A 21,027-nucleotide genomic window follows, 5' to 3' on the forward strand; every position below is an offset into this window, starting at 1 on the left:
GTCAGTAAACGCAGGCAGAATCCCTTCTGCCCTGATCGAGGGGGCGCGCAGATTACTGGCTTGCGCGCCTTGCCTCAAGTGCTCCGTCCTGGAGCAGTGTGGTACAAACTTGTGCGTTTGGTCAGTTTTCTAGAAGTGCACCTTGATCAGGGCACTGGTGACGCTCTGGTTACTGTCGATATTGCCTTGGCTGTCGATGCCGTACTTGTCCTTCCAGTAGCTGTACTCGATGCCCACGTACAGCTGCTTGGCGCCCAGGTTCAGGGCTTTGCCCAGGTCGTACTTGACCTGTGGGTTGAACTGCAGGTTGGCGTGGTAGGTGCCACGGCGGGTCTGGTCGTTGTCGACCACCCAGTCCATGTAACCGTCGATCAGAATGTCGGATTTGCCCACCGGAATGGTGTACGAGAAGGCCGGGGTGATCTGCCAGACGTTGTCACCGGGGCGGCTGCCTTCGGTGTTGCGCAGGTAGAAGTTGAGGGTGAAGTAGTTGAAGCCGGGGATGTCCAGGTCGAAGCCGGGGCCGATCAGGTAGGCCTCGTTGTCGCCCTCGCCACGCTCGTAGGTCATGGCCAGCAGCACATCCTTGATCGGGCCGAACGCCAGCTTCTGGTCGAAGATCTTGCCGAACGACAGGCGCGGGCTGAACTCACCATAGTAGCTGGTCACGCCTTTGCCCGGGTCGGGCTTGCCGTTGTAGAAGACCTTGTCGACGAACATGAAGGTATCGCCGTACTTCCATTTGTTGGCGTGCTCGAAGGTCACTGTCTGCTGGATGCGTGGGTTGACCTTGAAATCCTTGCCGTACAGGTAGGTCAGGCTTTCGCCATGCCACTGCAGCCATTCGCCAGCGTGGGCGGGGAGGGTGGCCAGCAGGCTGCTGCCCAGCAAGAGGGACGAGGTGATGCGTTTCATGTTGTGGTTCCCGGACTTATTGTTTTTGTTGGGTTTTTTTGGCGCGCAGGCGCCCCGGACGGCCCATTCCGGCGGGCCGACGGTGTAGCGTTTACGGCGAATTCGAGGCGGGGCGGCAGTGCGCCGCCCCCCTTGCTCAATGCTGGTGACAGGCTTCGTTGTGCACCGCGCGGTCGGCACCACCAAGGATGTTGAACAGCACGTTCAACACCAGGGCACTGACCGTGGCCATGGCGATGCCACTGTGGGTGATGGGTTCCATCCACTGGGGCATCTGGGCGAAGAACTCCGGACGCACCACGGGGATCAACCCGAAGCCGACGCTCACCGCAACCAGCAGCTGGTTGCGACGGTCGCCGATGTCCGCCTCCTGGAGAATCTTGATCCCGGTGGCGGTGACCATGCCGAACATGGCGATGGACGCGCCGCCCAGTACCGCAGGCGGGATCGAGGCAATCAGGAAGGCCGCCTTGGGCAGCAGGCTGAGCAGGATCAGCAGTGCACCGGCCACGATGGTGACATAGCGGCAGCGCACCCCGGTCATCTGCACCAGGCCGATGTTCTGGGCGAACGAGGAGTGGGTGAAGGTGTTGAAGAAGCCGGCGATGAACGACGCGCCGGCATCGCACAGCAGGCCGCGGCGCAGCATCCCTGGGGTAACTTCACGATCGGTCACCTTGCCCAGGGCCAGGAACATGCCGGTGGACTCGACGAAGATGATCACCACCACCAGGCACATGGACAGGATCGGTGCCAGGCTGAAGGTCGGCATGCCGAAGTGCAGTGGGGTCACCACTTGCAGCCACGGTGCGTCGTTCAGGCCCGACAGGTCGACCATGCCGATGGAGCCGGCCAGGATGTAGCCCAGGCCCATGCCCACCAGCACCGACACGTTGACCCAGAAACCGCGCATGAAACGGTTGATCAGCAGGATTACCGCCAGCACCAGGCCGGCCACCAGCAGGTAGATCGGCGAGCCGAAGGTATCTGCCTGGTGGCCGCCACCGGCCCAGTTGACTGCCACCGGGAACAGCGACAGGCCAATCGAGGTGATCACCGTGCCGGTGACCAGTGGCGGGAAGAAGCGTACGACCTTGGACATGAACGGCGCGATCAGCATGCCGAAGAACCCGGCGGCGATGGTCGCGCCGAAGATCCCCTGCAGGCCCACGCCAGGCATGCCGGCCATGGCCACCATGCTGCCGACGGCAGCGAAACTGGCACCCATCATCACCGGCATGCGGATGCCCACCGGGCCGATACCGAAGGACTGGATGATGGTAGCGACGCCAGCGACCAGCAGGTCGGCGTTGATCAGGAAAGCGACTTCTTCACGGGACAACCCGGCGGCCTGGCCGATGATCAATGGCACGGCGATGGCGCCACCGTACATCAGCAGAACGTGTTGCAGGCCAACCAGGATCAGTTGGAACAGGGGCAAGGGCTCGCGCGGCGGCGCAACAGGGATGTACGCCTTGCGTGACTCGGACATGCAGCACCTCGAGTTTTGTTTTTATTCTCGGATCCAAGCGCCGGCCTCAGGCGGCAGGCTTCCGGTTAAGAGAGCCTGAGGTTCCCGCTTGAGGCTGAACGCTCGATGCTTGCTTGTTGCGTATGTCTTGAAACAGAGGCCGGGAGTGCCGGCCTCTTCGCGGGTGAACCCGCTCCCACAGGGGCGGTGTTATCCCGACAATTGTGTTTCAGTTGACCGGTGCGCCTTTGGCGATCCAGTCACCGACCAGCTTGCGCTCTTCGGTGGTCATCTGGGTGATGTTGCCCAGCGGCATGATCTGGCTGGCGACCGCTTGCGCCTGGATGCGCGCGGCCTGGGCCTGGATCTGCTGCGGGGTGTCGAACATCACGCCGGCAGGGGCGGCGCTGAACAGTGGGCTGGTCGGCTTGGACGAGTGGCACACGGTGCAGCGTTCCTGGATGACATTGTGGATCTTGTCGAAGCTCTCGCCGCCAGCCTGGGCGGTGGCCTGGGCAGGGGCTTCGGCCGGCGCGGCAGGCGCTGCGGCAGCCTTGGCGGCGTCCTCGGCGCGTTGCTCGGCAGCGGTCTTGCCACCTACAGCGGTCGCAGGCAGTGGCTGGTACTCGACCTTCGCCGCGGCTTGCTCAGGGCTGACGGCCATCGGTTTCGGACCGGTGACGTAGGCCAGGCAGATCATCGCCAGGGCGCCGACCGGCAGGGTCCAGGCGTACTTGTTGCTGTCGTGGCGGGTGTTGAAGTAGTGGCGGATCAGGACCGCGGCTACTGCGATACCGGCCAGGATCAGCCAGTTGTACTGGCTACCGTAGGTGCTCGGGAAGTGGTTGCTGATCATGATGAACAGCACCGGCAGGGTGAAGTAGTTGTTGTGGCGCGAGCGCAGCAGGCCCTTGGCCGGCAGTACCGGGTCGGGGGTCTGGTTGTTCTCGATCGCAGCCACCAGCTGGCGCTGGGCCGGCATGATGATGCGGAACACGTTGCCGACCATGATGGTGCCGATGATCGCGCCGGTGTGCAGGTACGCACCACGGCCGCTGAACACCAGGCTGAAGCCCCAGCACGCGGCGATGATCAGCACGAACAGTACAGCACCGAGCAGCGCTGGCTTCTTGCCCAGGGGCGAGTCGCACAGGAAGTCGTAGATGAACCAGCCGGCGATCAGCGAGCCGATACCGATGGCCACGCCTTCGGCACCGCTAAGGGTGCTGCCAGGGGCCAGCAGGTACAGGGTCGGGTTCCAGTAGAACACCACGCACAGCAGGGCGATACCGGACATCCAGGTGAAGTAGGCTTCCCATTTGAACCAGTGCAGGTTCTCGGGCATTTTCGGGGGTGCGAGCTTGTATTTCTCCAGGTGGTAGATACCACCGCCGTGAATTGCCCAGAGATCACCCGACAACCCATCGCGCGGGTTGCTTCGGTTCAGGTGGTTCTCCAGCCAGACGAAGTAGAACGATGCACCGATCCAGGCGACACCGGTGATCATGTGAACCCAGCGAATGCTCAGGTTCAGCCATTCGTGAAGGTGTGCTTCCACAGTATGTACCTCTTGCCGGTCACCCGCTCGGGCATTGCCCTTGAATGACCGACCTTTTCTTATTGGTGGGGATTGAGGACCAGCATCTGTTCCTCGGTGAAGTAATGCTCGTCGCAGTTGTTGCCGGAACCACTGCGATCAACCACCAGGAAGTCATCCCGCTTTTCGATCGTCAGCACCGGGTGGTGCCAGACGCCGCGATGGTAATTGACGCCCTGCCTGCCATTACTGCGGAAGGCTCGGACCAAACCTGATACAGGTGCATCGCCAACTGGCGCGACCACGATCAGAAAGGGGTTGCCGAGCAGCGGGATGAAAGCCTGGCTGCCCAGCGGATGGCGTTCCAGCATGCGCACGGTCAGCGGCATGTCCAGCGCGTCGGCGCGGAAGATGCTGATGATCGCCTTGTCTTCAGGCTCGGCGGTTTCGACCGTGGCGAGCTTGTGGAAGCGCATGGTCGAGCCGTTGTTGATCATGAAGTGGTCGCTGCCGTCGGTTTCGATCACGTCTCCGAAAGGGGCGAAGGCTTCTTTGGTCAGGGGCTCGATCATCAGGGTGCGCATGCGGATATCTCTTCTATGTTCGTTGTTCTGGATAAGGCTCAAGCGTTGCGGCGGCTTTACAGCTGCAGCAGGCGGAACAGGGCGATCAGGTTGATCTGCGCCAGGGCTTCCTTGAATTCGGCATCGGCATCGTTGTGGATGCGTTTTTCGAAGGAGGCGAGGATCTGGTGCCGGTTGCTGCCTTTAACCGCCATGATGAACGGGAACTGGAACTTGGCCTTGTAGGCGTCGTTCAGCTCGGTGAAACGGGCGAACTCTTCGGCGGTGCACTGGTGAATACCGGCGCCGGCCTGCTCGTTGGTGCTCGATTCGGTCAGCTCGCCCTGGATGGCGGCCTTGCCGGCCAGGTCCGGGTGAGCGTTGATCAGCGCCAGCTGGTCGGCGTGGTTGGCGCTGAGCAGGATGTCGCTCATGCGCTGGTGCAGCGCCTCGATCTCGTCCAGCTCGCCCAGTTGGCCCAGGTCATAGGCTTTTTCGGCTACCCACGGCGAATGCTCGTAGATGTCGGCGAATGCCTTGACAAAGGCGTCACGGCCCAGGGCGGATGGCTTGAGGGTGTTGAAGGCGGTCATCAGGCGTTCTCTTTCTTGTACGGGTGGGTGGCGTGCCAGTGGCGGGCGATGTCCACGCGACGGGCGAACCAGACCTGGTCATGGCTTTTTGCGTAGTCGACGAAGCGCTTCAGTGCGGCCAGGCGTGCCGGGCGGCCGACCAGGCGGCAGTGCAGGCCGATGGACAGCATTTTCGGTGCTTCGGCGCCTTCGGCGTACAGCACATCGAAGGCGTCCTTCAGGTACTGGAAGAACTGCTCGCCGCAGTTGAAGCCCTGTACCTGGGTGAAGCGCATGTCGTTGGTGTCGAGGGTGTAGGGGATCACCAGGTGCGGCTTGCCGGTAGGGTTGTTCGGCTCCCAGTAGGGCAGGTCGTCGTCATAGGTGTCGCTGTCGTACAGGAAGCCACCTTCCTCCATCACCAGGCGACGGGTGTTCGGGCCGGTGCGGCCGGTGTACCAGCCCAGCGGGCGCTCGCCGGTGATTTCGGTGAGGATGCGGATGGCTTCGAGCATGTGCTCGCGCTCCTGGGCCTCGTCCATGTACTGGTAGTCGATCCAGCGGTAGCCGTGGCTGCAGATTTCATGGCCGGCCTCGGCCATGGCGCGGATCACGTCGGGGTGGCGCTGGGCGGCCATGGCCACGGCGAAGATGGTCAGTGGCACGCCGCTGTCCTTGAACAGCTTCAGCAGGCGCCACACGCCGGCGCGGCTGCCGTATTCGTACAGCGATTCCATGCTCATGTTGCGCACGCCCTGCAGTGGCTGGGCGGCGACCATTTCCGAGAGGAATGCTTCGGACTCCTTGTCACCGTGCAGGATGTTGCGTTCGCCACCTTCCTCGTAGTTGAGGACGAAAGACAGCGCGATGCGAGCGTTGCCCGGCCATTGCGGGTGAGGAGGGTTGTTGCCGTAACCGATCAGGTCGCGAGGGTAGTCAGCGCTCACTGCAGTCTTCCTTCTTGTGCGTTAGTGCGGGGGGTGGGCGGACCGCGTCGGTATGTCGCACCACCGGATGGGCTGATTGTATACAACTTCTGAAATCTTTTGTAAGCCTGTTTTTCCGCATTTCTTCCCTTTTGTCGCCTCGCAGCGACTTGGAAAAACAGTGCAAGAAACCTGCCTGATTGGTCAGCTAATGACGTTGGCGTCTTTACGGCGCCTGTATTTGCGACCGATGGGTCGTTTATGGGCAAGAAACGGCGGGTGCGACAGAAGGGCTCAAAAAATTGTGTACAATTTGGCGATGGAATGTCTTAATGGCGTCATTCCCGCACATCTCAGGCCCTTTGGCGTGATGATGGCCGTGTATTTTTTGCCCACAGATTGAACAAGAGGCGACAAGCAATGGGACGTTTGACCACACACGTACTGGATGCCGCGCATGGCTGCCCGGGCAGCTCGATCAAGGTCGAGCTGTACCGTGTCGAAGGCCAGCAGCTGGAGCTGGTGAACACTGCCCTGACCAACAGCGATGGCCGTGTCGACGCGCCGCTGCTGCAGGGTGACGACTACCGTACCGGCGTCTATCAGCTGCAGTTCAGCGCTGGCGACTACTACCGCGCTCGCGGAGTACAGCTGCCGGCCCAGGCGTTCCTGGATGTTGTCGTGCTGCGCTTTGGCATCGACGAGCAGCAGGAGCACTACCACGTGCCGCTGCTGATCTCGCCGTACAGCTATTCGACCTATCGTGGAAGCTAGTTGGTCGCTAGAAGAATCTTCGTAGGTCCTTTGGCCCGCTCTCACACTGGCGGGCTTTTTTTCGTCTGCTGTTTTTGTATCGCCTGCACCGGCCTCTTCGCGGGCTTGCCCGCTCCTACAGGTACGGCGCCGGGTTTGAAGGCTGTGGCGATCCTGTGGGAGCGGGCAAGCCCGCGAAGAGGCCGGTACAGGCTGTAGCAATAAAGAAAGGGCGCCGAGGCGCCCTTGGTTGGTGCAGCAGGGGTCAGAGGAATACGAACTTGGCAATGAAGATCGCGCACAGCACCCACAGGCTGGCGGAGATTTCCTTGTACTTGCCGGTACCTGCTTTCAATGCCACATAGCTGATGAAGCCCAGGGCAATACCGTCGGCGACCGAGAAAGTCAGCGGCATCATGATCACCGTGACGATCGCCGGAATGCTGTCGGTGGCCTCGTCCCAGTGGATATGCGCCATGCTGCCCATCATCAGCATTGCCACGTAGATCAGCGCACCGGCGGTGGCATAGGCCGGAATCATCCCGGCCAGCGGGGCGAAGAACATCGCCGCGATGAACAGCAGGCCGACCACCACGGCAGTCAGGCCGGTACGACCACCTGCGGCCACGCCGGCAGCACTTTCCACATAGCTGGTCACCGGCGGCACGCCGACCACGGCGCCGAACACACTTGAGGCACTGTCAGCCTTCAGCGCCTTCGACAGGTTCTCGATACGCCCGTCCGGTGCCACCAGGTTGGCCCGCTGCGCCACGCCCATCAGGGTGCCGGCGGTGTCGAACATGTGCACGAACAGAAACGCCAGCACCACGCTGATCATGCTGACGTTGAACACGCCGGCCACATCCATGGCCATCCAGGTCGGTGCCAGGCTTGGCGGCATCGACATCACCCCGCCGAATTTCACCAGGCCCAGACCCCAGCCGGCCAGGGTGACACCGATGATGCTGATCAGGATCGCACCGAACACCCGCTTGTAGCTGAGGATGGCGATCAGCAGGAAGCACACCGCGGCCAGCAGCGGCCCCGGTTCATGCAGCGAGCCCAGCTTGATCAGCGTGGCCGGGCTGTCGACGATGATGCCTGCCGTCTTCAGGCCGATCAGCCCGAGAAACAATCCGACGCCGGCCCCCATGGCATGGCGCAGGCTGACCGGGATGCTGTTGAGCAACCATTCGCGCACTTTCGACAAGGTCAGGAACATGAACAGCACACCCGAGACGAAGACTGCGCCCAGTGCCGTTTCCCAGTTGTAGCCCATGGTGCCGACCACGGTGTAGGTGAAGAAGGCGTTAAGCCCCATGCCCGGTGCCAGGCCTACCGGCCAGTTGGCGTACAGGCCCATCAGCAGGCAACCCAGCGCGGCGGCGATGCAGGTGGCGACGAAGGCGGCACCGTGGTCGATGCCGGCGTCGGCCATGATGTTGGGGTTGACGAAGATGATGTAGGCCATGGTGATGAAGGTGGTCACCCCGGCGATCATTTCGGTTCTGACGGTGCTGCCGTGTTGCTTGAGTTTGAAAATCCGCTCCAGCCAGCTCGTTTCGAGCGGTGGGGCAAGATCCAGCGTAGGGGCTTCGGATTTGCGGCTTTCCACAGCGAGTACTCCTCAAGTCTTTCTTGTTGTTATGGAGCCAGGGGCCTGAGCAATGCACTTGGCGGCTCCGCGAGGGAAGGCAGACGTCTGACCGGTTTGTTGACTTGTGGGTCAAGAAGTTGCTCGGTGGATTATGCTTTTGTGTACAAAGAATGCAAATAATGTTTTATGTTTTGTGTGCGCAATGCGTCGTACAACGGCTATATAGGTAAAAGGCCACCTGCAGAAACGGCTCAGCCTGTGTACAATGGCGCCATACTTTCCTTCGTGCCTCGAGAGCCCATGAACGAACAGCTGCAACCTCTGAAGAAACCTGCGCGTACCGGCAAGGCTGGCCGCAGTGGTACCCAGGACGACATCGTCTACGCGCATATTTTCGAGGCGATCCTCGAGCAGCGTCTGGCACCGGGCACCAAGTTGAGCGAGGAAGCGCTGGGCGAGATCTTCGGCGTCAGCCGCACCATCATCCGCCGCGCCTTGTCGCGCCTGGCCCACGAAAGCGTGGTGCTGTTGCGGCCGAACCGCGGCGCGGTGGTGGCCAGCCCGACGGTGGAAGAGGCCCGCCAGGTGTTCTTCTCCCGGCGCATGGTCGAACGGGCCATCACCGAACTGGCCGTGCAGCACGCTACCCTCGAGCAGCTCAACGAGCTGCGGCAGATGGTGCGTGAGGAGCGCGACAGCTTCTCCCGTGGTGACCGCGGTGCCGGCATTCGTCTTTCCGGCGAATTTCACCTCAAGCTGGCCGAGGCCGCAGGTAATGCGCCGCTGGTCAGCTTCCAGCGCAGCCTGGTGTCGCAGACCTCGCTGATCATTGCCCAGTACGAAAGCGGCAACCGCTCGCATTGCTCGTATGACGAACACATGCAGCTGATCGATGCCATCGAGGCGCGCGATGCCGAGCAGGCGGTGAGCCTGATGATGCACCACATGGACCACATCGACAGCAAGCTGAACCTGGACGAGGAAAGTGCCTCGGACGATCTGCATGCGGTGTTCTCGCATCTGCTGAAAAAGCCCAAGGTATCGGTCAAGGGTTGATCGTTTGCCTGGTTGACTGAAGGGGGCTGCTTTGCAGCCCATTCGCAGCACAAGGCTGCTCCTACAAGGATTGCATAACCTCTGTAGGAGCAGCCTTGTGCTGCGAATGGGGCGCGAAGCGGCCCCCAGCCATTTCTGGTCATTGATCAAAGGTCTGTTAAATTCTTGTGAGCAAACCTTCATCAAGCAGTTGGGCTTGCGCATTCGTTGCGTTCAACTTCTTGAGGAATGGACTCATGAGCATGTCCCTCGGTAAACGCATGGGCGCCGAGCTTGTCGGCACCTTCTGGCTGGTGCTTGGCGGCTGTGGCAGTGCGGTACTCGCCGCCAGTTCCCCCATCGGCATCGGTGTACTCGGCGTCGCCTTCGCCTTCGGCCTCACCGTGCTGACCATGGCCTTCGCCATCGGTCATATCTCCGGCTGCCACCTCAACCCCGCCGTGTCGTTCGGGCTGGTGGTGGGCGGGCGCTTCCCGGCCAAAGAGCTGTTGCCCTACGTGATCGCCCAGGTGATCGGCGCCATCCTGGCGGCAGGTGTGATCTATCTCATTGCCAGCGGCAAGGCAGGTTTCGAGCTGTCTGCGGGATTGGCTTCGAACGGCTACGCCGACCACTCGCCCGGCGGCTACACGCTCGGGGCGGGCTTTGTCAGTGAAGTGGTGATGACGGCGATGTTCCTGGTGGTGATCATGGGCGCCACCGACGCCCGGGCGCCAGCGGGTTTTGCACCGATCGCCATCGGCCTGGCCCTGATCCACCTGATCTCGATCCCGGTGACCAATACCTCGGTCAACCCCGCGCGTAGCACGGGGCCGGCCTTGTTCGTCGGTGGCTGGGCCCTGCAACAGCTATGGCTGTTCTGGGTAGCGCCGCTGATTGGTGCTGCGATCGGCGGCGCACTGTACCGGGGCCTGGCAAAAGAACCTTAGCGCTGGTGCACGCAACGCCCTGCGGCGTAGGTTTCACGCACGGTGCGGTCGTCGCCGAGGGTGGTCAGCACGAACAGGGTTTCCTCGATGCTGTTGGACTGCTGGATGCGGTAGTCCAGCAGTGGCGTGGCCTTGTAGTCCAGTACCACGAAGTCGGCATCGTTGCCCGGGCGCAGGCTGCCGATGCGGTCGTCCAGGCGCAGCGCGCGGGCGCCGCCGAGGGTGGCCAGGTACAGTGACTTGTACGGGTGCAGGCGCGCGCCCTGCAACTGCATCACCTTGTACGCCTCGTTCAGGGTGTTGAGCAGCGAGAAGCTGGTGCCGGCGCCAACGTCGGTGCCCAGGCCCACATTGACCTTGAAGCGCTCGGCCTGGGGCAGGTTGAACAGGCCGCTGCCGAGGAACAGGTTGGAGGTGGGGCAGAAGGCCACGGCCGAGCCGGTTTCGGCCAGGCGCTGGCATTCGTCATCGCACAGGTGCACGCCATGGGCGAATACCGAGCGTTCGCCCAGCAACTCGAAGTGGTCGTATACGTCCAGGTAACCCTTCTGCTCGGGGAACAGCGACTTGACCCAATCGATTTCCTTGAGGTTTTCCGACAGGTGCGTGTGCATGTACACGCCCGGGTGTTCCTTCAGCAGTTGGCCTGCCAGCGTCAGCTGCTCAGGCGTACTGGTCGGGGCGAAGCGCGGGGTGACTGCGTAATGCAGGCGGCCCTTGCCGTGCCAGCGCTCGATCAGTGCCTTGCTTTCGGCATAGCCGGACTCGGCGGTGTCGGTCAGGTAGTCCGGGGCGTTGCGGTCCATCATCACCTTGCCGGCGATCAGGCGCAGGTCCAGGCGCTCGGCTTCCTCGAACAGGGCATTGACCGATTCCGGGTGCACGCTGCCGAACACCAGGGCGGTGGTGGTGCCGTTGCGCAGCAGTTCCTTGAGGAAGATCTTCGCCACCTGGTCGGCGTGGCCCTTGTCGGCGAACTGCTTTTCGCAGGGGAAGGTATAGGTGTTCAGCCAGTCCAGCAGCTGTTCGCCGTAGGAGCCGATCATGCCGGTCTGCGGGAAGTGGATGTGGGTGTCGATGAAGCCCGGGGTAATCAGCGCGTCCTGGTAGTGCTCGACCGGGATATCGGCGTCCAGGGTCGGCAACAGTTCGGCGGCGTGGCCAACGGCGCGGATGCGGCCGTCGTCGACTACCAGCAGGCCGTCCTCGAAGTATTCATGGGAAGCCTCCAGGCCCACCTCGGCCGGGTCGGCGATGCTGTGCAGGATGGCGGCACGGTAGGCTTTGCGGGTAACGGTCATAACACACTCGTCAAATGGCTTGGCTGCGCCGGGAAGGCGGCAGCAACTGGGCAATGGGGCCGGCATTGGCGGCAGCGTCGTGCTGGCCGAAGCAGGCGTTGTAGGTGGCGATGATTTCACCGGCGATGGACACGGCGATCTCGATGGGCAGCTTGCCCTTGACCTCGGCCAGGCCCATCGGGCAGCGCATGCGCGCCATCACGGCATCGTCGTAGCCGCGCTCGCGCAGGCGGTGCTCGAACTTGACCCGTTTGGTCTTCGAGCCGATCAGGCCGAACCAGGTGAAGTCGTTGCGCTTGAGAATGGCGGCGGTCAGTTCCAGGTCGAGCTGGTGGTTGTGGGTCATGACGATGCAGTAGCAGCCTGACGGCAGGTCTGCCACTTCGTCGACCGGCTCCTCGCTGACCACTTTGGTCACCCCGTCGGGGATCAGGGCAGGGAATTCCTGCTCGCGCGAATCGATCCAGCGCACCCGGCAGGGCAGCGCGGCGAGCAAGGGTACCAGAGCCCGGCCGACATGGCCCGCGCCGAACACCGCGATCTGCGCCTGCACCGCGGCCATGGGTTCGAACAGCAGCACAGTGACGCCGCCGCAGCACTGGCCAAGGCTGGCACCGAGGCTGAAGCGTTCCAGGTGCGGGGTAGTGCGGTGCTCTTCGAGCATCTGCCGGGCGATGTGCAGGGCCTTGTATTCCAGGTGGCCGCCGCCGATGGTGTCGAACAGGCCGCTGGCGCTGACGACCATTTTCGAGCCGGCATTGCGCGGGGTCGAGCCGCGTTCCTCGATGATGGTAACCAGCACGCAGGCTTCGCCACGGGACTGGTGGTCGGCGAGGGCGTTGATCCATTGGTGCATGATGCAACCTCTCTATAGTCGCGTCGCGATCCCTGTGGGAGCGGGTTCACCCGCGAATGCGGCGGCAAAACCACTATCGCATTCGCGGGTAAACCCGCTCCCACAGGGCCCTGCATTGTCAGTGAGACACGGTTTCCAGCTCCGGCTCGGCAGGTTGCGCTGCAGCCACGGCCTTGCGCATCTGCTCGCAACCCCACAACACCCGCTCCGGCGTCGCCGGCGCATCCACCTGTGGCTGCACGCGGTAGTCGGCGATGCTGGCCACGGCGTCCTTGATCGCGCACCAGGCAGCGATGCCGAGCATGAACGGCGGCTCACCCACGGCCTTGGAGTGGAATACGGTGTCTTCCGGGTTCTTGCGGTTCTCCACCAGTTTTACCCGCAGATCCAGCGGCATGTCGGCCACTGCCGGGATCTTGTAGCTGGCCGGGCCGTTGGTCATCAGCTTGCCCTTGGCGTTCCACACCAGTTCTTCGGTGGTCAGCCAGCCCATGCCCTGGATGAAGCCGCCTTCCACCTGGCCGATGTCGATGGCTGGGTTCAGCGAATCACCCACATCGTGCAGGATGTCGGCACGCAGCATCTTGTATTCGCCGGTCAGGGTGTCGACCACCACCTCCACGCAGGCGGCGCCGAAGGCGAAGTAGTAGAACGGCCGGCCACGTGCCTGGCTGCGGTCGTAGTAGATCTTCGGCGTGCGGTAGAAGCCGGTGCTGGACAGCGACACCTGGGCGAAGTAGGCCTGCTGCACCAGCTGCTCGAAGCTGACGATCTGGTCGCGCACGCGCACATGGCCGTTGCGGAACTCGACGTCTTCCTCGGTCACCTGGTAGTGCCGCGCGGCGAACTCGGTCAGGCGCTTCTTGAGGATTTCGGCAGCGTTCTGCGCCGCCTTGCCGTTCAGGTCGGCACCACTGGAGGCTGCGGTCGGCGAGGTGTTGGGCACCTTGTCGGTGTTGGTGGCGGTGATCTGGATACGGCTGAAATCGACCTGGAAGATCTGCGCCACCACCTGTGCCACCTTGGTGTTCAGGCCCTGGCCCATCTCGGTGCCACCGTGGTTCAGGTGGATGCTGCCGTCGGTGTAGATATGGATCAGCGCACCGGCCTGGTTGAGGAAGGTGGCGGTGAACGAGATACCGAACTTGACCGGGGTCAGCGCCAGGCCCTTCTTCAGGATCGGGCTATTGGCGTTGAAGCGGCGGATCGACTCGCGGCGCTCGGCATAGTCACTGCTGGCTTCCAGTTCGGCGGTCATCTCTTCGAGCATGTTGTGCTCGACGGTCTGGTAGTAGTGGGTGACGTTGCGCTCGGTCTTGCCGTAGTAGTTGGCCTTGCGCACCGCCAGCGGGTCGCGGCCCAAGTGGCGGGCGATGTGGTCCATCACCTGCTCGATGGCGACCATCCCCTGCGGGCCGCCGAAGCCGCGGTAGGCGGTGTTGGAGGCGGTGTTGGTCTTGCAGCGGTGGCCGTGCACGGTGGCATCGCCCAGGTAGTAGGCGTTGTCGGAGTGGAACATGGCGCGGTCGACGATCGAACCGGACAGGTCGGGCGAGTAGCCGCAGTTGCCGGCCAGGTCGAAGTTGATGCCGTGCAGGCGCCCGTCGTCGTCGAAGCCCACGTCGTACTCGACGTAGAACGGGTGGCGCTTGCCGGTCATGGTCATGTCTTCGACCCGTGGCAGGCGCATCTTGGTCGGCTGGCCGGTCAGGCGCGCGACCACGGCGCACAGGCACGCCGGGCTGGCGGCCTGGGTTTCCTTGCCGCCAAAACCGCCACCCATGCGGCGCATGTCCAGCACCACCTTGTTCATTGGCACGTCGAGTACTTCGGCGACCAGCTTTTGCACTTCGGTGGGGTTTTGCGTGGAGCAGTAGACGATCATGCCGCCATCTTCGGTGGGCATCACCGAGGAAACCTGCGTTTCCAGGTAGAAGTGCTCCTGGCCACCGATGTGCAGGGTGCCCTGGATGCGGTGCGGGGCACTGGCCAGGGCAGCAGCGGAATCGCCACGCTGGTGGGTGTGGCTGTCGAGCACGAAGTGCTTCTTGCGCAATGCTTCGACCACATCCAGCACCGGCTCCAGGTCTTCATACTCGACGATGGCGGCCATGGCCGCACGGCGTGCGGTATCGAGGTCGCGGGCGGCCACGGCGAGCACCGGCTGGCCGAAGAACTCGACCTTGTCGATGGCCAGCAGCGGGTCGCCGGCTACCACCGGGCCGATGTCCTTGAGGCCGGGGATGTCTTCGTGGGTGATGGCGATGCGCACGCCCTCGAAGGCATAGCACGGCGTGGTGTCGATGCGCAGGATGCGCGCGTGGGCGCGGTCTGCGGTGCGTGCATAGACGTGCAGCTGGTTGGGGAATTCCAGGCGGTCGTCGATGTACACCGCCTCGCCGGACACATGCTTGTCGGCGCTGTCGTGCTTGACGCTGCGGCCGACCCCGGTGGTCAGGTCCTGGCTGAACAGTTCGGCCATCTCGGCCTGGCTCTTGGCTACGTGATGGTTAGACATAAGCGGTCACCCGGGTTTCGATGTACGGCGTTTGCTGTTCGATGAAGTACTTGCGCAGCAGGTTCTGCGCGGTCAGCAGGCGGTATTCCTTGCTGGCGCGGAAGTCGCTGAGCGGGGTGAAGTCTTCCGCCAGGGCCTGGCAGGCGCGCTCGATGGCGGCCTGGTTCCATGGCTTGCCGCGCAACGCCGCTTCGCAGGCGCGGGCCCGTTTGGGGATCGCCGCCATGCCGCCGAAGGCGATGCGCACACCGCTGACCACGCCGTCTTCGATGCTCAGGTTGAAGGCGCCGCACACGGCGGAAATGTCATCGTCCAGGCGCTTGGACACTTTATAGGCGCGGAACGCCCAGTCGCTGGTGGCGCGCGGCACGATGATCTTCTCGATGAACTCGCTGTCCTGGCGGGCAGTGATGCGGTAGTCGATGAAGTAGTCTTCCAGTGGCATCACCCGTTGGCGCTCGCCCTGGCGCAGGACGATCTGCGCATCCAGGGCAATCAGCAGGGGTGGCGAGTCGCCGATTGGCGAAGCGTTGCCGATATTGCCGCCCAGGGTGCCCTGGTTGCGGATCTGCAGCGAAGCGAAGCGGTGCAGCAGGGCGCCGAAGTCCGGGTATTCCTCGTTCAGTGCGCCGTAGCAGTCGGTGAGCGGGGTGGCGGCGCCGATTTCCAGGTGGCTGGCGGTTTTCTCGATGCGCTTGAGCTCGGCCACATGGCCGACGTAGATCATCACCGGCAAGGTCTTGTGGAACTGGGTGACTTCCAGGGCCAGGTCGGTGCCGCCGGCCAGCAGCCGCGCCTCGGGGTGCGAGCTGTACAGGTCGGCCAGGTCGGCCACGGTCAGTGGCACCAGGCAGCGCTTGTCGCCGCTGTTCAGCTCGCCGGTCTGGGTTGGCGCAATGGCCTTGAGGCGGCTGATGGTCTGTGCCTGCTGGGCATCGAACTGGTCGCGGCAGGGCTGGCGGCAGCTCTGCTCGGCGGCGTCGAGGATCGGCCGGTAGCCGGTGCAGCGACACAGGTTGCCGGCCAGGGCTTCCTGGGCCTGGTGCAGGTCGGGGCCGCTGCTGTTCTTCTGCAGGGCGAACAGCGACATGACGAAGCCGGGGGTGCAGAAGCCGCACTGCGAGCCATGGCAATCGGCCATGGCCTGTTGCACGCTGTGCAGGTGGCCCTGGTGCTTGAGGCCTTCGACGCTGATCAGTTGCTTGCCGTGCAGCGACGAAACGAAGGTCAGGCACGAGTTGAGGCTGCGGTAGCGCAGGCTGTCGTTGCCCTGGTCGTCCTGGGTCAGTTCGCCGACCACCACGGTGCAGGCGCCGCAGTCACCACTGGCGCAGCCCTCCTTGGTGCCAGGTTTGCCCAGGTGCTCGCGCAGGTACTGCAGCACCGTCATGTTCGGGTCCAGGGCATGCTCACTACGCAGCTCCTGGTTGACGAGAAACTGGATCACGGGGATGGCCTCGCAATGGTTTTATTGTTGTTGGGCGGACTCTAAGCAAGAGCTGTCCAGCTGGTCAATATTTTTCTGACTCAAAGGTCAAGAAATTGCTCATGTCCAAGCCCGGCCGCACACATTGCCCATATTCCAAGCATAGATCGCGCCGGGCGCCTGGATGCCTTGCAGGTCAAATAAACCGCCAGGCGCCTCTGCGCGATTACCGGCCAAGTACGCTACAATCCGCTCCTTGTGCCCAGTTCAATGATTTTGAAGGAAAACCATGACGTTCAAGGCCCCGGACAGCCTCTCCGAGCAGATTGCCGATTACCTGGCCGAACGCATCATCCGCGGCGAGCTGGCGCCAGGCGAGCGTATCCAGGAGCAGAAGGTCACCCAGGCACTCAACGTCAGCCGCGGCTCGGTGCGCGAGGCGCTGCTGATCCTCGAACGCCGCCACCTGGTGGCGATCCTGCCGCGCCGGGGTGCCCATGTGACCGAGCTCGACGAGCGCAGTGTGCGCAGCCTGTGCGCACTGATGGGCGAGTTCTACATCCTGCTGGGTAACGCGGTTGCGCAAAAATGGCGCACCGATGCCGACCTGCGCCCGTTCCTGGAGATCCAGCAGCGCCTGCAGCGGGCCCATGACCAGCTGGACATCAAGGCCTTCGTCGCCGACAGCTTCGCGGTCATGCGGGCGGCCTATCCGTTCGCCGACAACCCGTTCCTGCAGGAAACCGTGGAAAACCTGCAGCCGGCGATGAGCCGTGCCTACTACCTGTCGCTGGACCAGCGCCAGGCCAACATGATCGATTACCTGGACCTGTTCGCCCGCCTGCTCGACGCCGTGATCGCCCGTGACCTGCCGCGCATCCGCGAGGTGCTCACCGCCTATGGCCAGCGCAGCTGTGAACTGGTGCTGGCGGCGTTGGCCCGAGGCTGACCGATGCGCCTGAAGTGCATTCGCCTGGCCGGGTTCAAGTCGTTCGTCGACCCGACCACGGTCAACTTCCCCAGCAACATGGCGGCCGTGGTCGGCCCCAACGGCTGTGGCAAGTCCAACATCATCGATGCCGTGCGCTGGGTGATGGGCGAGAGTTCGGCGAAGAACCTGCGCGGCGAGTCGATGACCGATGTCATCTTCAATGGCTCCAGTGGCCGCAAACCGGTCAGCCAGGCCAGCATCGAGCTGGTGTTCGACAACAGCGAAACCACCCTGGTCGGCGAATATGCCGCCTACGCCGAGATCTCGATCCGCCGCAAGGTCACCCGCGACGGGCAGAACAGCTACTACCTCAACGGCACCAAGTGCCGCCGGCGCGATATCACCGACATCTTCCTCGGTACCGGCCTGGGGCCGCGCAGCTACTCGATCATCGAACAGGGCATGATCTCCAAACTGATCGAGGCCAAGCCCGAGGAGCTGCGCAACTTCATCGAGGAAGCCGCCGGCATTTCCAAGTACAAGGAACGCCGCCGTGAAACCGAGAGCCGCATCCGCCGCACCCAGGAAAACCTGGCGCGCCTGACCGACCTGCGCGAAGAGCTGGAGCGCCAGCTGGAGCGCCTGCACCGCCAGGCCCAGGCGGCCGAGAAGTACCGCGAATACAAGGCCCAGGAACGCCAGCTGAAGGCACGCCTGTCGGCCTTGCGCTGGCGCGACCTGGACGAACGGGTGCGCCAGCGCGAGGCGGTGATCGGCGACCAGGATGTGTCCCATGAGGCGCTGGTGGCCGAGCAGCGCAATGCCGATGCCAGCATCGAGCGCCTGCGCGATGGCCATCACGAATTGTCCGAACGCTTCAACCAGGTGCAGGGCCGTTTCTACTCGGTGGCCGGTGACATCGCCCGGGTCGAGCAGAGCATCCAGCACGGCCAGCAGCGCCTGCGCCAGTTGCAGGATGACTTCAAGGAAGCCGAGCGCACGCGCCTGGAAACCGAGTCGCACCTGGGCCACGACCGTACCCTGCTGGCTACCTTGGGCGAAGAGCTGGCCATGCTCGAACCTGAGCAGGAAATGACCCTGGCCGCTGCCGAAGAAGCCACTGCCGCCCTTGAAGAGGCCGAGCTGGGCATGCACGGCTGGCAGGAACAGTGGGACAGCTTCAACAGCCGTTCCGCCGAGCCGCGCCGCCAGGCCGAAGTGCAGCAGGCGCGCCTGCAACAGCTGGAGGCCAGCCTGGAACGCCAGGCCGAGCGCCAGCGCAAGCTGGGCGAGGAGCGTGAGCTGCTGGGCAGCGACCCACAGGATGCGGCCATGCTCGAACTGGCCGAGCAGCTGGCCAGCAGCGAAATGTTGCTGGAAGAGTTGCAGTTGTCGGAAGAGCAGGTGGTCGAGCGCCTGGAAGGTGCGCGTGAGCAACTGCAGCAGGCCACCCAGGCCCAACAGCAGGCGCAGGGCGACCTGCAACGCCTGGGCGGCCGCCTGGCCTCGCTCGAAGCCTTGCAGCAGGCCGCCCTGGAGCCGGGTGCAGGTGCTGCGCACTGGCTGCAGGGCCAAGGCCTGGAGCAACAGCCGCGGCTGGCTGAAGGGTTGCGGGTTGAGCCGGGCTGGGAGCTTGCGGTAGAAACCGTGCTTGGCGCCGACCTGCAGGCTGTGCTGGTGGACGACTTCACTAACCTGGATTTTGCCGGCCTGGAGCAGGGTGAGTTGCGCTTGCTGCTGGCGAGCGGTACCGGCTCGTCGCTGCCCGGCAGCCTGCTGGAAAAGGTCGAAGGCCGTGTCGACCTGGCGCCCTGGCTGGGCCAGGTCAAGCCCGTGGAGGACCTTGCCCAGGCGCTGGCGCAGCGCGCGTCGCTCGGCGAAGGCCAGAGCCTGGTCAGCCGCGATGGCTACTGGGTTGGCCGACACTTCCTGCGGGTGCGCCGTGGCGGCGACGCCGAAGGCGGCGTGCTGGCACGCGGCCAGGAGATCGAGCGCCTGGGCCAGGAGCAACTGGAGCAGGAAGCGGCGCTGGAGCAGTTGGAACAGCAACTGCAGGCCCTGCGCGAGCAGCAGCTGGACCTTGAAGAACAGCGTGAACAACTGCGCCGTCGCACCCAGGAAGAAAACCGCCTGCATGGCGAGCTGAAGGCCAACCTGTCGGCTGGCCGCGCACGTGCCGAGCAGGTCGAGCTGCGCCGCCGGCGCCTGCAGGAAGAGCTGACCGAGCTGGAAGAACAGCGCGCCCTGGAGCATGAGCAGCTGGGCGAAGCCCGCCTGCTGCTGCAGGAGGCCCTGGAGCTGATGGCCCAGGACACCGAGCAGCGCGAGCAGTTGATGGCCCGCCGCGACACCCTGCGCGAAAGCCTCGATCGCGTGCGCCAGGAGGCCCGCCAGCACAAGGATCACGCTCACCAGCTGGCTGTGCGCCTGGGCTCGCTGCGTGCGCAGCATGATTCCACCCGCCAGGCCCTGGAGCGCCTGGAGCAGCAGGCCGCGCGCCTGACCGAGCGCCAGGAGCAACTGAGCCTGAACCTGGAAGAGGGCGAGGCCCCACAGGAAGAACTGCGCCTGAAGCTGGAAGAGCTGCTGGAACGGCGCATGAGCGTCGACGAGGAAATGCGCCAGGCCCGCCTGCACATGGACGAAGCCGACCGCGAACTGCGTGACGCCGAAAAGCGTCGTACCCAGGCCGAGCAGCAGGCCCAGTTGCTGCGTGGCCAGCTGGAGCAGCTGCGCCTGGAGTGCCAGGGCCTGGATGTGCGGCGCAAGACCTTGCAGGAGCAGTTGCTGGCCGATGGCTACGACCTGCAAGGCGTGCTCGCCACCCTGGAGGCCGAGGCCAGCGAGCAGGGCACCGAACAGGAGCTGGAGCAGCTCGAGGCGCGTATCCAGCGCCTGGGGGCGATCAACCTGGCGGCCATCGAAGAGTACGAGCAGCAGTCCGAGCGCAAGCGCTACCTGGACGCCCAGGACGCCGACCTGGTCGAAGCCCTGGAGACCCTGGAAAACGTCATTCGCAAGATCGACAAGGAAACCCGCAACCGCTTCAAGGATACCTTTGATCAGATAAATGCCGGATTACAGGCACTTTTCCCAAAAGTTTTCGGTGGTGGCAGCGCTTATCTGGAACTGACGGGCGAAGATCTACTCGATACAGGGGTAACGATCATGGCGCGGCCACCGGGCAAGAAGAACAGCACCATCCATCTGCTGTCCGGCGGCGAGAAGGCACTGACCGCATTGGCGCTGGTGTTTGCCATCTTCAAGTTGAACCCCGCACCGTTCTGCATGCTCGACGAAGTCGACGCGCCGCTGGACGATGCCAACGTCGGGCGCTACGCCCGTCTGGTCAAGGAAATGAGTGAAAGCGTGCAGTTCATCTACATCACCCATAACAAGATTGCCATGGAGATGGCGGATCAATTGATGGGGGTGACCATGCATGAACCGGGCTGTTCACGGCTGGTTGCCGTCGATGTGGAGGAGGCCATGGCCATGGTCGATGCCTGATGCTCGACGATAAGGGCATATTCCGTAGCGAAATGCCCCCGCCATGTGCGACAGACGGTGTAAAGTTGTCTTTGGTCGTGCTAGCTTAATGTCACTCGTTTTTTGCGTGGGTAAAACGCCTGTCAGAACATAGAGTTGGCGCCACGTGTTAAAGGGCTTTGAACCC

16 protein-coding genes are annotated in these 21,027 nt (G+C 63.4%); 5 read left to right on the forward strand and 11 right to left on the reverse strand.

The annotated features are described in order from the left end of the window. Nucleotides 1-129: 129 nt before the first annotated feature. The 6 genes from ABIB24_RS07765 to puuE form a co-directional block, all read right to left on the reverse strand. Nucleotides 130-915, reverse strand: a complete 786-nt coding sequence (locus tag ABIB24_RS07765) for an outer membrane protein OmpK (protein WP_075045891.1) — start codon at nt 913-915, stop codon at nt 130-132. Nucleotides 916-1,051: 136 nt separating this feature from the next. Next, a complete protein-coding gene (locus ABIB24_RS07770) occupies nt 1,052-2,407 on the reverse strand; it encodes a nucleobase:cation symporter-2 family protein (protein WP_085593158.1) in 1,356 nt (451 codons plus the stop codon). Between the two features lie 208 nt (nt 2,408-2,615). Beyond that, entirely contained in the window at nt 2,616-3,944 is a 1,329-nt protein-coding gene (locus ABIB24_RS07775; RefSeq protein WP_013973534.1) for a urate hydroxylase PuuD, read from the reverse strand. Nucleotides 3,945-4,003: 59 nt separating this feature from the next. Continuing rightward, the gene (locus ABIB24_RS07780; RefSeq protein ID WP_003259500.1) at nt 4,004-4,507 is read right to left on the reverse strand and encodes an ureidoglycolate lyase; all 504 of its coding nucleotides are present in this window, start codon (nt 4,505-4,507) and stop codon (nt 4,004-4,006) included. Nucleotides 4,508-4,563: 56 nt separating this feature from the next. Further along, complete coding sequence (gene uraD, locus ABIB24_RS07785; RefSeq protein WP_025340030.1) at nt 4,564-5,079, reverse strand: 2-oxo-4-hydroxy-4-carboxy-5-ureidoimidazoline decarboxylase; 516 nt, start codon at nt 5,077-5,079, stop codon at nt 4,564-4,566. Beyond that, nucleotides 5,079-6,005, reverse strand: coding sequence for an allantoinase PuuE (gene puuE, locus ABIB24_RS07790; RefSeq protein ID WP_013973531.1), 927 nt, complete (start codon nt 6,003-6,005; stop codon nt 5,079-5,081). The genes uraD and puuE overlap by 1 nt, the downstream gene beginning before the upstream one ends. A 399-nt stretch (nt 6,006-6,404) precedes the next feature. Here puuE and uraH point away from each other — a divergent pair, with 399 nt between their 5' ends. Next, nucleotides 6,405-6,758: a hydroxyisourate hydrolase gene (gene uraH / locus ABIB24_RS07795; RefSeq protein WP_003259496.1), complete on the forward strand. Its 354-nt coding sequence runs from the start codon at nt 6,405-6,407 to the stop codon at nt 6,756-6,758. Nucleotides 6,759-7,002: 244 nt separating this feature from the next. Here uraH and ABIB24_RS07800 read toward each other — a convergent pair whose 3' ends face one another. Then, nucleotides 7,003-8,352 (reverse strand): NCS2 family permease, encoded by a 1,350-nt coding sequence (locus ABIB24_RS07800; RefSeq protein WP_013973528.1) that lies wholly within the window; start codon nt 8,350-8,352, stop codon nt 7,003-7,005. 282 nt (nt 8,353-8,634) lie between these two features. Between ABIB24_RS07800 and ABIB24_RS07805 the strand changes: the two genes are divergently transcribed. Together ABIB24_RS07805 and aqpZ are read left to right on the forward strand one after the other, a co-directional pair. Then, nucleotides 8,635-9,390 carry a GntR family transcriptional regulator gene (locus ABIB24_RS07805; RefSeq protein ID WP_003259493.1) on the forward strand — a complete coding sequence of 252 codons (756 nt, stop codon included), beginning with the start codon at nt 8,635-8,637 and terminating at the stop codon, nt 9,388-9,390. 236 nt (nt 9,391-9,626) lie between these two features. Then, nucleotides 9,627-10,319, forward strand: a complete 693-nt coding sequence (aqpZ, locus tag ABIB24_RS07810; RefSeq protein WP_354316278.1) for an aquaporin Z — start codon at nt 9,627-9,629, stop codon at nt 10,317-10,319. Here aqpZ and guaD read toward each other — a convergent pair. From guaD to xdhA, 4 genes are all read right to left on the reverse strand, one after another. After that, nucleotides 10,316-11,620: a guanine deaminase gene (gene guaD / locus ABIB24_RS07815; RefSeq protein WP_075045889.1), complete on the reverse strand. Its 1,305-nt coding sequence runs from the start codon at nt 11,618-11,620 to the stop codon at nt 10,316-10,318. The two genes, aqpZ and guaD, sit on opposite strands and share 4 nt — an antisense overlap. A 10-nt stretch (nt 11,621-11,630) precedes the next feature. Continuing rightward, entirely contained in the window at nt 11,631-12,476 is an 846-nt protein-coding gene (gene xdhC, locus ABIB24_RS07820; protein ID WP_137164495.1) for a xanthine dehydrogenase accessory protein XdhC, read from the reverse strand. A gap of 118 nt (nt 12,477-12,594) precedes the next feature. Beyond that, entirely contained in the window at nt 12,595-14,994 is a 2,400-nt protein-coding gene (xdhB, locus tag ABIB24_RS07825; protein WP_354316279.1) for a xanthine dehydrogenase molybdopterin binding subunit, read from the reverse strand. Beyond that, the gene (gene xdhA, locus ABIB24_RS07830; protein WP_354316280.1) at nt 14,987-16,441 is read right to left on the reverse strand and encodes a xanthine dehydrogenase small subunit; all 1,455 of its coding nucleotides are present in this window, start codon (nt 16,439-16,441) and stop codon (nt 14,987-14,989) included. Before xdhA ends, xdhB begins: the two co-directional genes overlap by 8 nt. A gap of 268 nt (nt 16,442-16,709) precedes the next feature. Between xdhA and ABIB24_RS07835 the strand changes: the two genes are divergently transcribed. Together ABIB24_RS07835 and smc are read left to right on the forward strand one after the other, a co-directional pair. Then, the gene (locus ABIB24_RS07835) at nt 16,710-17,369 is read left to right on the forward strand and encodes a GntR family transcriptional regulator (protein WP_015271155.1); all 660 of its coding nucleotides are present in this window, start codon (nt 16,710-16,712) and stop codon (nt 17,367-17,369) included. Between the two features lie 3 nt (nt 17,370-17,372). Next, nucleotides 17,373-20,861 (forward strand): chromosome segregation protein SMC, encoded by a 3,489-nt coding sequence (gene smc, locus ABIB24_RS07840; RefSeq protein ID WP_354316281.1) that lies wholly within the window; start codon nt 17,373-17,375, stop codon nt 20,859-20,861. Nucleotides 20,862-21,027 lie beyond the last annotated feature (166 nt).

The sequence above is a fragment of the Pseudomonas sp. UYEF17 genome (assembly GCF_040546125.1).
Classification (GTDB): Bacteria; Pseudomonadota; Gammaproteobacteria; order Pseudomonadales; family Pseudomonadaceae; genus Aquipseudomonas; species Aquipseudomonas putida_Z.

Coding starts and splice junctions, on each gene's coding strand:
- ABIB24_RS07765 (WP_075045891.1), bottom strand. CDS start 915: ATGAAACGCATCACCTCGTCCCTCTTGCTGGGCAGCAGCCTGCTGGCC.
- ABIB24_RS07770 (WP_085593158.1), bottom strand. CDS start 2,407: ATGTCCGAGTCACGCAAGGCGTACATCCCTGTTGCGCCGCCGCGCGAG.
- ABIB24_RS07780 (WP_003259500.1), bottom strand. CDS start 4,507: ATGCGCACCCTGATGATCGAGCCCCTGACCAAAGAAGCCTTCGCCCCT.
- uraD (WP_025340030.1), bottom strand. CDS start 5,079: ATGACCGCCTTCAACACCCTCAAGCCATCCGCCCTGGGCCGTGACGCC.
- uraH (WP_003259496.1), top strand. CDS start 6,405: ATGGGACGTTTGACCACACACGTACTGGATGCCGCGCATGGCTGCCCG.
- ABIB24_RS07805 (WP_003259493.1), top strand. CDS start 8,635: ATGAACGAACAGCTGCAACCTCTGAAGAAACCTGCGCGTACCGGCAAG.
- aqpZ (WP_354316278.1), top strand. CDS start 9,627: ATGAGCATGTCCCTCGGTAAACGCATGGGCGCCGAGCTTGTCGGCACC.
- guaD (WP_075045889.1), bottom strand. CDS start 11,620: ATGACCGTTACCCGCAAAGCCTACCGTGCCGCCATCCTGCACAGCATC.
- xdhC (WP_137164495.1), bottom strand. CDS start 12,476: ATGCACCAATGGATCAACGCCCTCGCCGACCACCAGTCCCGTGGCGAA.
- xdhB (WP_354316279.1), bottom strand. CDS start 14,994: ATGTCTAACCATCACGTAGCCAAGAGCCAGGCCGAGATGGCCGAACTG.
- ABIB24_RS07835 (WP_015271155.1), top strand. CDS start 16,710: ATGACGTTCAAGGCCCCGGACAGCCTCTCCGAGCAGATTGCCGATTAC.
- smc (WP_354316281.1), top strand. CDS start 17,373: ATGCGCCTGAAGTGCATTCGCCTGGCCGGGTTCAAGTCGTTCGTCGAC.